Consider the following 14,744-nt stretch of genomic DNA (forward strand, 5'->3'; position numbering starts at 1 on the left):
AAGTTTAAGATGAAGCGTATTCAAAGTCGACCATTAATTCCACTTGACGCACGTGTGAAATATTTGCACACTTATTAAAGATTAAGAATTTTTAAAGAAGCCCTTTGATTTAAAACGCTCCTTTCCATACGCTTTTAAAGATGAAGGCTATTTTAAAACACAATTTTTGTAAAAAATACAGGAGCATCCATATGATGAAAAAAACAGTTCCCAATGTCACATTTCATACACGTGTCCGCGATGAATCAGTGGGGGGCGATAATCCTTATCGATGGCAAGAAGTGAAAAGCGATGCTTACTTTAAAGGAAAGCGTGTTATTCTTTTTTCGCTTCCTGGTGCTTTTACCCCCACATGCTCAACCTTTCAGCTACCTGATTTTGAAAAACTCTATGATGAATTTAAAAAAGTCGGCATTGATGAAATTTATTGCCTTTCCGTCAATGATGCTTTTGTCATGAATGCTTGGGGAAAAACACAAAACATCAAAAACGTAAAATTAATTCCCGATGGTTCTGGTGAATTTACACGCAAAATGGGTATGCTGGTTTCCAAAGACAATGTTGGTTTTGGTATGCGATCATGGCGCTATGCGGCTGTTATTAATGATGGTGTGATTGAAAAATGGTTTGAAGAAGCAGGTTTTTCAGACAATTGTGCAACGGATCCTTATGAAGTTTCTTCACCACAAAATATTTTAAAAGCCTTGAAAAACTAATTCCAACCCAAAATCGTTGATTGAAGTTTTACGACACAAATTTCTCTAGAAAAGGGAATTTGTGTCGTTTGTATTTTTTAAAATATCTATTTGTAATAATAATTTGATTAGTAATGATAATTTAGCATTATTCATATTAAAGAAGAGTCTCGAATATCGTAAGATTCTCTCATTTCAAATCTGTTTATGTTGCATCAATCAAAATCACTTGCTTGCATGCCAAAAGTGGGGGAGCCATGAGAACTAAGATTCGTACAATAAAAATGCCTTTTCATGAAATTGTCGAGAAATGCCAAGGTTTGTAGAAACATTTGAGAGCTGGAAAATAATGCAATGGTGCCAGCTTGCTCCCTCACAAGCGTAAAGATAGGGGCTCAATGGCTTCTATATTATTTCATGAGGGGGGTATATTATTCCATGGGAGCTTTATCGTTATAGCATTCATGGGTACAGCCCATGAAATAGACGTGATGTGCGCTTTGAGAGATGTCTCTTAAAAACAAGCTCGTGAATATGAAACATACCTATATTATATTCCATTTAGGGTGTTCTGTTTTACATGAAGGTCGTACCCCCATGAAAGAGACGCAATAAACTAAAGGCAATACATCATCTTCATTATTAAAAAGATACTGCTTTAAATGCTTTTGAAAGCCATAAAGTAGAACCAAAGAAGGACAGTAAAGATGGACATTGTTTTTTACCATTACGTCTTTATATTTGCCCTAAATGAGATTGTTTACCTGTTTCAGAGACTATACAAACTAAAGAAACCCAATACCCCTGCTTCCATCTGGTATACAAAAGCTGAGATAGCTCAGAGAGTTCTTAATCTGGTTTAATCTTTGTCTCAAAACATGAGAGCTACCTTGAGATTGGCCGTTGATTGAAAAGCAATAACAAAAGCTCTCTTAAGAAAAACAACGCCATAAAGTCAAAAACTTATCCTGCACTGTCGCAGCCAATTGCTTAAACCATTACCGCCTTTGGGCTGCCAAAATATCCTGTACTGTCTGCACCAATTGCTCTTCATCAACCATTACTTGTGCAGGACGGCTTTCACGCCATGTTTGATTATCCTTAATTTCATGAGACAAACGTGCCCCTTCAATTAAATCTTTAATCTGTATTTTCCCACTCTCACGTTCTTGAGACCCTTGAATGACCACACAAGGCGCTTTACGTCGATCAGCATATTTCATCTGCGCTTTCATTCCCGCGGCCCCTAAATAAAGTTCCGCACAAATTCCCGCATTTCGCAATTGCATTACCATTTTCTGATAGCGCGCAACCGCTTCTGGCTCTTTGTCCATCATCAGCACCACAACGGGTCCAAGTGCATTTTTCACGGATAATTTTTCAAGGTTTTGCAAAGCAGCAATCAACCGTGAAACCCCTATGGAAAAACCTGTTGCCGGAATATTTTCCCCGCGAAAACGCGCAACTAATCCATCATAACGCCCCCCCCCCCAATAGAACCAAAGACAACTTTTTGCCCCTCATCATTGAGAACATCAAAAAGCAATGCCGCCTCAAAAACAGGTCCCGTATAATATTCCAATCCACGCACCACCGAAGGGTCAATTTTAATGCGATTGTGATACCCATTAACCGCAAAGATTGTTTGCATTTCCTCAAGCTCACGAACCCCTTCAAGCCCTTGCACACTCTGACCAACGACTTTTCTCAAAGCATCAAGCGTTTCTTCTGCCGTTTTTGCCTCAACGGTCAGTAAGGAAAGAATACATTCAATCTCTTTATCTTGAAGCTCCGCTCCTTTTGTAAAATCACCACTTTCATCCAAACGCCCCTTGCCTAAAAGCAAACGCACCCCTTCAGGACCAAATTTATCCAATTTATCCATTGCTCGAAGAACAGTTAAGCGCTTTTCAAGCTGTTCCGTTTCCCCTAAGCCAATCAACTGCAAAACACCTTCTAGAATTTTTCGGTTATTCAAACGAATAGCATAATCATGCGGTTGAATACCTAATTTTTCCAAACTATCGGCTGCCATCATGCAAATTTCAGCATCTGCTGCAACAGTTGGTGTTCCAACAATATCCGCATCAAATTGCATAAATTGCCGAAACCGCCCTGGTCCAGGCTTTTCATTGCGAAAAACAAACCCCAACCGATAACTACGATACGGTTTTGGCAATGTTTCAAAGTTTTCGGCAAAATAACGCGCCAGAGGCGCTGTTAAATCATAACGCAACGACATCCATTGTTCATCATCATCTTGGAGTGAAAAAACCCCTGCATTGGGCCGATCTGAATCTGGTAAAAACTTCCCCAATACATCCGTATATTCAAAAATGGGTGTTTCAAGTGCTTCAAAACCGTAAAGTTCATAAACTTCACGAATTTGTGCAATCATGGTTTCAGTGGCATATAATTGTGCACTTGTACGATCCACAAAACCACGAGGTAGCCGGGCTTTGGTTTTTTCTTGTTTCAATGACATGTTATTCTCTAGCAACAATATGTGTTTACGGATAACCATTATCTCATAGAAACAAACGCTGCAATGACTTTATCACCCTCAAAGCTTTTAACAACATGTTAGAAGCTTTTATTTGACAAAAGCCATCCGCCTTAAAGCAATCTTTAAAAAATTTTTACCCTTCATAAGATCACGCCCACACACAAAAAAATACCCGCAATAAAGAACATCATTATATTGCCAAATATTGCCAATTGCTCCCTTTGTTAAAAAAATAGCTCTCTATACCCTCACATTCATTTCAAAAATAACCTTATGAATCGTACCATGATATTTACATAAACTTCTCTGAGTGTAAGATCAAATCTTCATGAAAAGAATAAAGTCCATGATACCTCCATCCCTCTCAACACCCCCAATAAAAGCGGCCAGCCGCTCATACGCTTATAGAATCCTTCAATGTTGCAAAAGGTTTTAGCACGTGAAAGAGGACATAAAAAGCATTTTTATTTTTATCTTGAAGTATTTTACGCCCCCCCAAGCCCTCCTTATTACGAGCAGAAAAATAATCTTGATTGACCATAAAAACTTTACAATGAGGAAAATTTTATACCATGAAGGGTGGCTTTCACAAAACCAGCAAAACAATGAACGCTGATCCTATTGCATTGTAAAACATGACCATTTGAAATATCGTGATACGAAGTAAACCTCTAAGACCTGCTTAAGAAAAACCGAACTGTTCATATCCCCCAACTGTTTACAATCCATTGTCTACGGATTGGTGGAACTTTCAGAATCTTTCTCCTTTCCTCGTTAAAAGGTCTAAGCGAAACAAGCGCATTATCGCCATAAAGACATTTCGAGACACTTTCATAAATCTTTATAAAAAGCATAGCTCAACATATTCAGACGAAGAGAGAAAAGCATAAGCTAAACAAGGCAGCAAACAGTTTACAAACAGTTTTTGACAGATTAGCACTGTTAAATACAAAGCAAAACAATAAAAAAGAAAGGGCTTTATGAAACTAAAACAGTCAAAAGAAGCACAGCTTAAAGCTCATCTCATAACGATTAATCGCTTTCATCATGAGAAAATGGAAGCATTATCCCCATAAGACGTTGCTAAACATTTTTATGAACACTTATAAAGAAAAGTGACTCGTATATTCATATGAATATCAGCCAAATGGAATGCATTAAAAAAGATACCGTATTGTTTACAGATGATTTTTTTAAAAGTCAGCATGGATTAAAAATCTTCGTCTTTGAAAATAACCATGAAAGAATGGGGCATCATAGATCCTTTAAAACATTTTAATTTTGATCAGAAATCAACTTTAAAATGGCTTTTTGTTTGACAGAGGTCAGAACTCTAAAACTTTTTAAAAGCAAATATTCTTCTTTGCTTGATGCAATTTCATCATGATGGTACGGGGCGTTTTCTTTTGTGACGATATCAGTAAAAAAAGGCAACAGGAACATTCAAAATATCGGAAATTTCCTTTAAGCGTTCTGCACTCACACGGTTTAAGCTGTTTTCATACTTTTGAATTTGTTGGAAACTTACACCTAAATGGTGTGTCCTAATGTTTTTTGAGACATTCTCAAAACTTTTCGCCTCAAGCAAATTTTTTTCCAACAAAAAGATCAAGTTTAAGGTTCTGAGTTTGCACTTTAAGCCCCCACCTAGTGCGAGCGCCTCTTATGCGTATTCCGGGAGCTTGAAAAAACTGAATCCGAGCCAGCATTTTGCTTTTAGTGTGTAAGATGCACCTGGACAACGCAAAATCTCCCGGAATTCCAGGATACCCACAACAGTGGGGTTATTTCCACGCTAAGGTCTAGGGTTTTCAAGACTCACTTGGTCGTTGCGTATGCGACCCAAAACATCTTTTAATGTGTAAAATAATTTCAGGATTTTTGCAAGAAAAATAGTTTTTCAAAAAATTTTCAAAGTTTATTTTTAATGAGAAGTTATCGGCTTCTCAAATTCTTAAACACACATGCATCAAAATCACACCCCCCGCGTTTTATGAAAAAATCTCACCTTCATTCTTCCCCTAGACAGCATCCTTACCCCATACAAAACAGCCTTTGTTTTGTCCCTCATGCAAGCTCCAGACTAATGATTATTCTGCTATCCCATTAAAACATCAACATTGAGCAAATAGAGATCCCCTGCGAAGTCAGAAGGTGGAATCTTTTTTAAGAAAAAACCAGATGATTGATAAATCAACATGGATTCAAAATTTTTAACTTTTAAGGAAAATCAAAAATCCATGTATTTGTATAGACACTCTCAGCCTTCCCCTCCCTCCTTTTATTTGATTGAAAGTATGCATGCACTCAATCAAAAGTTTTATAATTCCCCAATATTCTTATGCCTCACTTGTGAGCCCTTTGAACCTTCCTTTTGCACATTTTCCCTTATCTCATCGCCTTTAAAAGAACGCTTCGCATGAATCTTTTCCAATATCTCTGTATTTTTCTGCTCCCCTTTTTTCAAATTATTGTCTTTTCAAATACTTACTTGCAGAACGCCCCCTATAGCAACATCAAATAAAAAAACACCTGCTTCTTTAAAAAGCTCACGAAGAACATTTGTTTTTGGATAAACTTAAAAATTCTTAAGGATATTTAAAACTGAATAAAAAGCATCCCTCTTTATAATGAGAAGCCCTCCACCGTATCGTAATATATTGATTTATAATGATAAATTATCATTATTCAACTGGAATTAGAACTTTCAATACCGTAAGATTCTCTCATTTCAAAGCTCTGCCCGTTGAAACAACCAAAACCATATCTCTTATAAGGGTAAAGATAAAGAGAGCCATGGAGATAAAAATGAGAAAAGATAAGGACTAAAAATGCCTCTTCATGAATTGCTTCCAGTATCCCAAGGATTGATCTGCAACCTTGGAAGCTGGAAAAGTCATGTGATGACACTGGCTTACTCCTTCATAAAGCATAATGACAGCAATACTCAATGGATTTATCGTTATACTCTTCACAAACCGCCGTCGCAAAATGGATGTAACGTACCCTTGAGAGGTATTTTTTTAAACAAGCCCGTGAATATACAACCCAATATCGACTTTGTATTATATGATGGTCGATGCCCCCATTAAAGAACGCGATAAGCAATCTTCATGATGTAAAAGATATTACTCTCAACGCTTTTGCAAGCGGTAAGGCAAAATTAAAAGAGAAGGTAAGGCGAGTGATGTGTTATCACCTTTAAAACGCCATATTCTTCTAAAATTAAACTGTCAGCCTGTTAAAAAAATGATACAGACGTAAAGATATGCTGATAAGCTTTCTTCCATTGGCTATACAAAAGCCGCAACAGTCAATAGAGCCCTCATCTGCCTTAATTTTTGTCTCCAACATGTAGCGACGTTAGATTTGGGTATTAATTTTCCAGAAAGAGAAAAAGCACACGCTCTCTCCAGAAAACAACGCCATAAAACCACTAAGAGCAAGAGCCAAAAATTTAAGAGAGAAGCGTGTTTTTAGATTGCTCAGCAAAATTATGAATGACATTTTTTAAATCAACGCTCTTTCGACCAACCTCTGTAATTGATCTTGAAATTGAAGGAATAATATTCTGCCATAGCCTTTGCGGAAACTGCTGAGTTAATTGTGTTATTGTTCCCCCTTGAGCCCCAATGCCCGGAACAAGAAACAAGCTATTTTCTAACGATTCAATTGTCTCTTTTGCTTCACTGCCTAATGTTGCGCCAATCACCGCCCCGATAGGGCCAACATGACGATATTGGCTTGAAGATTGGCTATTATATGCAAAAATACGCTGCGCCAAATGAACAGAAACCGTTTGATTGCCAATGCTGGCATTTCGAATGTGTCTTCCCTCTGGATTAGACGATTGAACAACCATAAAAATCGCCGTTTCTGTTTCTTCTGCAATTTTTATCAAAGGAATGAGAGCATCAAACCCTAAAAAAGGATTAACTGTTATAGCATCAGCTTTAAAAGGACTATTAGCGCCAAGCCAAGCTTGTCCATAAGCCTCAGCGGTAGAGCCAATATCCCCTCTTTTTGCATCAGCAATGACCAACAAACCTTGTTTTTGTGCATTTTCAATGAGTTCTTTGAGAACTTGAAGCCCCTCCACACCATACAATTCAAAAAACGCAACCTGCGGCTTTATAATCCCCACCTTCCCTACAACCGCTGTTAAGAGGATATCACAAAAATCTTTTAGTCCCTTATAATCCGGGCTTAAATTCCATGATTGTAAAACTTTATGGCTCGGATCAAAACCAACACAAAGGGGGCCATATTTTTCACTATTTTTAAAAAAAACTGAACAAAACATTTTATATCCTAACACGGTCTCTCTTTAAACTTTTCGATACAATCAAAAAGAAAAACATTTGTCAAAAAAATACAATCCTCAACACACACAGAAAGCGATCTCATACTATTGCTCTCATAGAAAAATTTTGCTCTTAACTTATGAAAGATATTCCCATTTGCAATGCTTATCGCATATTTATCAACCAAGACGTTTTCATTAAATAAAAGTTCAAGCCTTACAATAAAATTCGAACAAAAAACATTCCATATGATTCCGGTCAATAACCTCGTGAAGCCAAACATACATACCTTATCTCTTTCACGCCTCTTGATCGCTGATCAAAAAAAATCTTGATAAATACGTTTTAAAAAAAAGTAAAAAAATGCTCCACCATAATGTTCCCAATCTTCAACTTTAGATCTTTCCTATTCACCTTGCAGCAGCTAAATTATCCATGATAAGGCATAAATTTTGGAACATAATTGGCAAAAAAACATTGTATCTCCAGCATATTCAAGGAGATAAAACATGGAAACTCGCATTCCTGAAAACACACCTTTTGATACAAATTTTCTAGGAGAGACATCTCAAGAAACAAAATATTCATTCTTTCATACCCCTATTTCATGGTCAGCCATTTTTGCTGGACTGGTCACGGCTCTTGCCGTCTCAATCTGCCTCTCTTTTCTCATTGCAGCTTTAGGATTGAGCCAAATGGACTTTACTTCATCCTCCCCTTTTAGAGGTTCTTTTCTCTCAATGGGCATTGGCTCTCTTATCGTTATGCTGATAAGCCTTGCTTTAGGCGGCTTTGTGGCTGGGCGTTTTGCTGAAACCGCTGGGGCTCTTCATGGCTTTCTCACTTGGGCTCTCATAACATTGCTAATGGCACTCCAAGCCATCCACGTGGTTTCAAGTACAGCAAAAATAGGAGCTAAAGCGGTTGGAAACAGTACTTCTATAATCCAACAAACCGTCGACAACCTCCCCTCCCTATTTTCAAAAATTAACAGCGAAAATTTTGAAAAGTTTTTTGCAACAAATAATGACAATGACATTAATTTTGACCAACTGGGCAATGAGTTGCGCACCCTTCTCAATAAAAGCGATATTCCAGCTCTCAATCTAGATCGCTTAAAACAAACTTATCAGGCAGCACTCAATGATATTGGTTCTGCGATAACCGCTTTCAAAAATGATCCTTCACATTATCGCGCCACTTTGAAAAATCTAGGAGATCGCCTTTCCAATCGCCTAGAAGCTCTGACAGAAAAATTTAATCAAAGCGATATCATCAAAGCCCTGATGAACAATGGCATGAGCCGTGCAGATGCACAAACAGCCACCACCCGCGCTGTTCAACTTTATCAAAGTGCAGAGGAAAAAACAGGGCAAGCCCTCAAAGCTCTAGAAAAACAAGCTGATACCTTATCTCAAAAGCTTGATGCTCGGACAAAAGATGCTCTTCACATGGCTGATAAAGTCACGAACACAGCATCACACATGGGATGGTGGGGCTTTTTAGGCAGTCTGATTGGCGCCATAATTTCCAGTGTTTGTGGCTATTATGGTTACAGAAGCCGTAAGGATATTTTAAAAATTTAACAAACTTGTGCCTCTAAAGCAAAACAAGCATAAAAAAAGCTGCACTATCTGTGCAGCTTTTTCTTGCGATATTTTTTTATTCTTTTCAACGCAGCAAAAATTTTTTAAAAGCCAATTTTAAGCTTTTAAAAACATGAGAAAAATCTCAAAGCATCCGTACAACCTTAACTGAAAAAGCTCTCTCGTCAATTTTAGAATAAGACTACTATAGATATTATACGTTTCTTCAAATTTCATAAGCTCTAAAATCTATGATATAATATGATGGTCTCATTTATTCTCATGATCACTGAGAGTTTTCTCTCCTAGTATTACGCATATTACGCAAAGCTCATAAATATTACATATCCTTGTCAAAAGTCAAAATTCTATCAATAAAAGGCTCTTGCTATACCTTTTTACTCTCAATAAATATTTTTCCATACGAGCAGACCATTTACCGAAGCCTCAATTTGATGCGTATCCAACATTCTCTTAAACCTTCCTGCACGAGATAAACATTAGCCCCAAGCTGTTAAGTTTGGAAACACGTTCATATTCATGGCTAAAATGATACAAATCCCTATGTATTGTATATCTTATGGTAACTTAACCAATCAACGACCTACCTTTACAAAATAATTTATTTATTTTATAGGATATGCAATAAGATAACTAGTCATTTATTCATTTTAATAAATGAAAATCATTTGTCGTGGTATAACGCGGATGTAGGGGGAAGTGTGGATTCACAAAAAATAGATGCCAACGATCATTTTTCATTTTCTATTAGGGGACAATCAGAAAATTGTTCTCGTTTGATTGCAATGAAACAGCATCTTATGATCGGTATAAGCCCATTCAACTCAAGGTTTTCAGAAAAATATATCACTGAACTCATATATTGGAGTGCAAAAAAATTCAATAGTATTGACGTATTGCTCCCAGATCTAGAATCGGCAATGCTCCTTGTATTAGCATCTGGAGCGACTAAAGCTAAGGCAGAGAGAAAAACAAAAAAGGAACTCAATCGCATAAGACGTATATTATATAATATTCAAGATTTTAGTAATTTAGAAAAGTCATTTCGTATTCTTGATTTCTCTCAATACAAAGAAAATAAAAGTTACAAAATACTCAAATCAAAAGCGATAGATCTATACAAAAAAAAATCTGAATTTTATTGAATTATGTAAAAAAATGTCAATCCAAGCTGTTGGTAATCGGGCAAAAAGCGTAGGGTTATCAGCTGGCGAAATAAATAATTTGGAAACAACAGATATTTCTATTGAATATATTTTTGATGAAATACCATTCTACGTCAACACGCCATCTTTACTAAATATAGAGAGCTCAGTTTTAGCCTATCATTGTGAATGGCCAGTAGGAGAATTATTACTCAGAGGCAAATCGCCTCTTTGTGTTGATAAGCAGCAAGGTCACGGAATTGTTTCAATCTGTACACAGACTTATAATAAAGAGCCAATTTATAATTAAAAAAATCAAGGGGGAAAATGATGCGTCATATTATTCAATTCAACGTTATGGACAAGAATTTTCAAAAAAATCCATATAACACATACCAAGCACTCCATTCTTCTAACTCTGTTCTTTGGGATGAAAATCTTAAGGCTTATTTTTTTGGCCGATATGAAGATGTCAACGCAATTTTGAAAGATGTCCGCTTTACAACAGCTCCCTTAGCTGTTCGAGCAGAGCCGGTCATGGGCGATCGCGTTTTAGCACAAATGGAAGGAGAAGAACACCATAACAAGCGACACACTGTCTTGTCAAAACTTACTGGAAAAATGTTTCGCACGCGCTATGCTGCCCTTATTGAAGAAACAATAGATCGACTTCTCATGCCATATCTTACTAAGGGACGAATAGATATTATGAACGAGTTCGGTAAAGATTATAGCGTGCTTGTTACATTAATGGTCTTAGGTCTACCGATAGATCGCTATAAGGATATATCGCTGTGGCACACCAGAGTCTCATCTTTTGTCACCAGCCTTAACCAATCAGATGAAGAAAAAGAATTCAGCTTATCATGCAGCAAAAATATCATTTCTTATCTCACACCACTGATAGAAGAATGGAATAAAAATTCATCTGAAGATTTAATCTCTGTTTTATGTCAGAAAACAGATGATGGCAATCATATGACAACTTCTGAAATAGTCGCGCTCGTCCTCAACATGTTATTGGCTGCTATAGAGCCTGCCGATAAAACTTTAGCTTATCTTTTTTATCACTTACTCACAAACCCAAACGAATTAGAAAAAATCCAAAAAGATAAGACACTTCTTAGCGATGCGATCGCAGAAACATTACGCCTCACTTCTCCCGTTCAACTTATACCGCGCCAAACCAATCAAGCAATGGAGTTTGCAGGGATCTCTTTACCAGCCAATTCTCTCGTCTTTTGCATGATTGGAGCAGCAAATCGCGATCCTGATGTTTTTATGAACCCCAATCATTTTATCCCTGAACGCAAACGGATCCGTAAAGCCAGGCCAGATCTTATAAAAACCGCGAACCATCTGGCCTTTGGAGCAGGCATGCACATTTGTGTAGGTTCTGCTTTTGCTCTCATGCAAATAGAGCTAACAGCGAATAAACTCCTCGATAAACTCATTGAGATCTGTTTAACCGATGGTTTTCTTTTAGAAGAAGAAGGATTGTACACAAGGGGGCCATCAGCACTCCCAATTACATTCATGCCAATAGCACAGTCCTCACAAACAGAGGGTTATTCTCAAAACCTGCGATTTATGGGCGTGCCCAATATTGTCAAAGACTATCAGCAAGGAGCATAAGAATGCAAAAAAGAGATTCCTATACAAAATCAGAAAAGTCCGTCATCTATACCGTCATCATCTCCAGCATACTGCCCTTGTTAGACGGTAGCATTGTGAATGTCATCCTCCCTGATCTTAGCAATTATTTTTCAGTCGGTAAAAATAATATACAATGGGTTGTAACCTCCTATTTCCTCGCCACCGTTCCAGGACTTTTGATAGCCGCTTTTCTGCAGGGGAGAATAGGCGTTAAAAAGACTTGGCTGCTTGCAAACGGCATTTTTATGCTTGGATCACTGGGGGTTGGATTAAGCTATGATTTTCACAGCATTATCTCAGCCCGTATCGTTCAAGGTTTTGGAACAGGTCTTTTATTACCCTTAAGCCAAACCATTGTTGCCTTACAATTTGGACAAGACCGCGTTCGCCAAGCCATGGGGACAATCGCCGTACCAACGGTTTTCGCTCCGGCCTTTGGACCGCTTGTTGGTGCTTCCATTGCTCAATATGTCTCTTGGCGATTGTTATTTTTTATCAATATTCCGCTCATTTTATTAGCACTCACCATTGGAATAAAACATTTAAAAACTAATGAAACAGTAAAAACAAAATTTAACGTGCTGGCATTTTTAGCCTTTTCGCTATCCCTTATTTCATTTTTTTACCTCACAGAAGCCATAAAGTTCAATAACAACAACATTCTCTCTCTCATAGCATTGATAGCGGTCATCTCTCTCATATTCTTCATTGTTTCTAATCAGAAAGCAAAAAACAAATTAATTGTCTTTAGCGGATTTACAAATGTACGCTACACATTGCTCATGATCATGGGGCTGATTGCCTCCTTTCTTTTTTACAGTTTTCTTGTTTATTTCCCCCTAGCAATCGCCTTAAAAGCCCCCCATGAAACAAGCCTTCTCATCATCGGTGCCCTCCTTGCTCTACAAGGGGTAGGTGCATGGATTGGTAGAAAATTTATTTACCAGAAATGGAAAGAAAAATCTCCCTTTTTCATGATAGGAATTGGTTTGTTGATCTCAAGCTTTGGCTTATTATGCTTTGGCTATACAATAAGCATGGATGGGCTGGGTTTCTTACTAAGGGGTATAGGGCTTGGTATTGCCACCATTGTATGCCTATCCGCCCCCATTCAATATGTCGATCGTCTATACGTTAAAGATACAGCGGTTATCACACGCATATTACAGCAAATAGGTGGGGCTTTGGGCGGTGTATTTGCTGGCTATTTGCTCCATACGCTAACAAAAGGAGCTCTTTCCCTCAACCAAACATATCTCATATTTTTCCTCTTCTCTATTGCTGCATTTTTACTGTTTTGCCTCGTACTCTCCTTCTCGCGTAAAGAGAAAAACACAAGTTTATGAGATATTTTATTGAAACACTATAACATTTGCAATGGTGATAAAATTATACAGTATTTACCACTATTGAAAAAATAATGCGACTAATTCTCATATCTCAGACAAAATATAAAAAATTCTATAGTCATACGTTATTTTAAAAAATATTTTTTGTAAATCTTTTGTGCTTATTATACAGACATAAGGAATCCCACATGAAATGACCAAAATAGTCTTTTATAAATTGCAATACTAGAACAAAACTTCACTTGTTAATCTATATAAAAAAGTAAAATAGGAAATGCATTTTAATAAATGTAAAAACAAATTATTTTATGAAAGAAAGTGCAAAAAACCACAAAGCACCCAGCACAACCTTAAAAGGCAATAAAAACACGTGAGCAATATGGAAAAGCTAGACGACAAAAACATAGATATCGTGGAACAAAATATTAAACAGTTGAAACAACTGTTCCCCGAAGTATTTTCAGAGGGAAAAATTAAATTTGACTCCCTTCAAGAGCTTTTAGGAAATTACCTAGTTAAGAATGAAGAGCACTATAATTTCACATGGCATGGGAAATGTGCGGCAAGTCGTCTTGCTCAAACACCAAGTACAGGAGCACTACGCCCTTGCAAATAAGAAAGTCTAGATTGGGACACCACACAAAATCTGTTTATTGAAGGTGACAATCTTGAAGTTTTAAAACTTTTGCAAAAATCCTATCACCGTCAAATAAAAATGATTTGCATTGACCCTCCCTATAATACGGGGAATAATTTTGTTTATAAAGATGATTTTAAAGATGGCGTACAGAACTATCTTGAAATGACAGGACAACTGGTAATGAAGGCAAAAGAATAGGAACAAATTCCAGCAGTGCAGGTTGCTACCATACCAACTGGCTGAATATGATGTATCCACGCCTCAAACTCGCGCGCAATCTGCTCCGCGATGATGGTGTCATTTTTATCTCTATTGATGATAATGAACAGGGTAATCTTAAAAAACTTTGTAATGAGGTCTTTGGTGAAGAGAATTTTATTGCGCAGCTCATTTGGTGTCGCCGTGCATCATCAGGCATGTCAGAAAATAACATTTCCATAGATCATGAATATGTACTTTGTTATCAGCGTAGCGGAATTTCTGAATTTATGGGAAGAAAAAAACATTTTGATAAATATCAAAATCCTGACAATGATCTGAGAGGTCCGTGGATTACCGGTGATTTAACCGTTGGCATGAATGCCTCAATGCGTCCTAATCAAGCCTATGATCTTATTGATCCTAGCACTGGTAATGTCTTTCCCTATAATCCAAACAGGGTTTGGGCCTATATTCCTGAGAGCATGGAACAACTCATAAAAGAAAGAAAAGTTTTATTTCCTACAGATACAAATAAACGGCCAATGCTTAAACGATTTCAAAATGTGCATCTTTTTGTTTTGGTTTAAGCATTCTCTTTAGATGCATATAGAGGTTATTTTTTATAGTCAATTTGGCAATTT

9 protein-coding genes and 2 pseudogenes are annotated in these 14,744 nt (G+C 37.2%); 8 read left to right on the top strand and 3 right to left on the bottom strand.

Annotated elements, in window-relative coordinates; genetic code table 11:
* Nucleotides 1-191: 191 nt before the first annotated feature.
* Entirely contained in the window at nucleotides 192-716 is a 525-nt protein-coding gene (locus tag FNZ60_RS07565; RefSeq protein WP_142417006.1) for a peroxiredoxin, read from the top strand.
* 977 nt (nucleotides 717-1,693) lie between these two features.
* On the opposite strand, the pseudogene hisS reads toward FNZ60_RS07565, so the two are convergent.
* The 3 genes and pseudogenes from hisS to pyrF all read right to left on the bottom strand — a co-directional run bounded on the left by hisS (nucleotide 1,694) and on the right by pyrF (nucleotide 7,504).
* Nucleotides 1,694-3,180: pseudogene (hisS, locus tag FNZ60_RS07570) on the bottom strand (histidine--tRNA ligase).
* A gap of 1,296 nt (nucleotides 3,181-4,476) precedes the next feature.
* Nucleotides 4,477-4,835 (bottom strand): annotated as a pseudogene (locus tag FNZ60_RS07575) (helix-turn-helix domain-containing protein).
* 1,823 nt (nucleotides 4,836-6,658) lie between these two features.
* Nucleotides 6,659-7,504 carry an orotidine-5'-phosphate decarboxylase gene (gene pyrF, locus FNZ60_RS07580; protein ID WP_142417007.1) on the bottom strand — a complete coding sequence of 282 codons (846 nt, stop codon included), beginning with the start codon at nucleotides 7,502-7,504 and terminating at the stop codon, nucleotides 6,659-6,661.
* A 510-nt stretch (nucleotides 7,505-8,014) separates the two neighbouring features.
* Here pyrF and FNZ60_RS07585 point away from each other — a divergent pair.
* From FNZ60_RS07585 to FNZ60_RS10270, 7 genes are all read left to right on the top strand, one after another.
* The gene (locus FNZ60_RS07585) at nucleotides 8,015-9,091 is read left to right on the top strand and encodes a YrzE family protein (protein WP_142417008.1); all 1,077 of its coding nucleotides are present in this window, start codon (nucleotides 8,015-8,017) and stop codon (nucleotides 9,089-9,091) included.
* A gap of 722 nt (nucleotides 9,092-9,813) precedes the next feature.
* Nucleotides 9,814-10,257: a tRNA-dependent cyclodipeptide synthase gene (locus FNZ60_RS10470; protein ID WP_142417009.1), complete on the top strand. Its 444-nt coding sequence runs from the start codon at nucleotides 9,814-9,816 to the stop codon at nucleotides 10,255-10,257.
* Nucleotides 10,258-10,270: 13 nt separating this feature from the next.
* Nucleotides 10,271-10,567: a tRNA-dependent cyclodipeptide synthase gene (locus FNZ60_RS10475; protein WP_142417010.1), complete on the top strand. Its 297-nt coding sequence runs from the start codon at nucleotides 10,271-10,273 to the stop codon at nucleotides 10,565-10,567.
* A 17-nt stretch (nucleotides 10,568-10,584) separates the two neighbouring features.
* A complete protein-coding gene (locus tag FNZ60_RS07600) occupies nucleotides 10,585-11,892 on the top strand; it encodes a cytochrome P450, cyclodipeptide synthase-associated (RefSeq protein ID WP_246054749.1) in 1,308 nt (435 codons plus the stop codon).
* 2 nt (nucleotides 11,893-11,894) lie between these two features.
* Nucleotides 11,895-13,259, top strand: a complete 1,365-nt coding sequence (locus FNZ60_RS07605) for an MFS transporter (RefSeq protein ID WP_142417011.1) — start codon at nucleotides 11,895-11,897, stop codon at nucleotides 13,257-13,259.
* A 382-nt stretch (nucleotides 13,260-13,641) separates the two neighbouring features.
* Nucleotides 13,642-13,878, top strand: a complete 237-nt coding sequence (locus FNZ60_RS10265; protein ID WP_246054750.1) for a hypothetical protein — start codon at nucleotides 13,642-13,644, stop codon at nucleotides 13,876-13,878.
* Between the two features lie 269 nt (nucleotides 13,879-14,147).
* Nucleotides 14,148-14,690 carry a DNA methyltransferase gene (locus tag FNZ60_RS10270; RefSeq protein ID WP_246054751.1) on the top strand — a complete coding sequence of 181 codons (543 nt, stop codon included), beginning with the start codon at nucleotides 14,148-14,150 and terminating at the stop codon, nucleotides 14,688-14,690.
* Nucleotides 14,691-14,744: the final 54 nt, after the last annotated feature.

Source organism: Bartonella massiliensis (assembly GCF_902150025.1).
In the GTDB taxonomy this organism is placed as follows: Bacteria; Pseudomonadota; Alphaproteobacteria; order Rhizobiales; family Rhizobiaceae; genus Bartonella; species Bartonella massiliensis.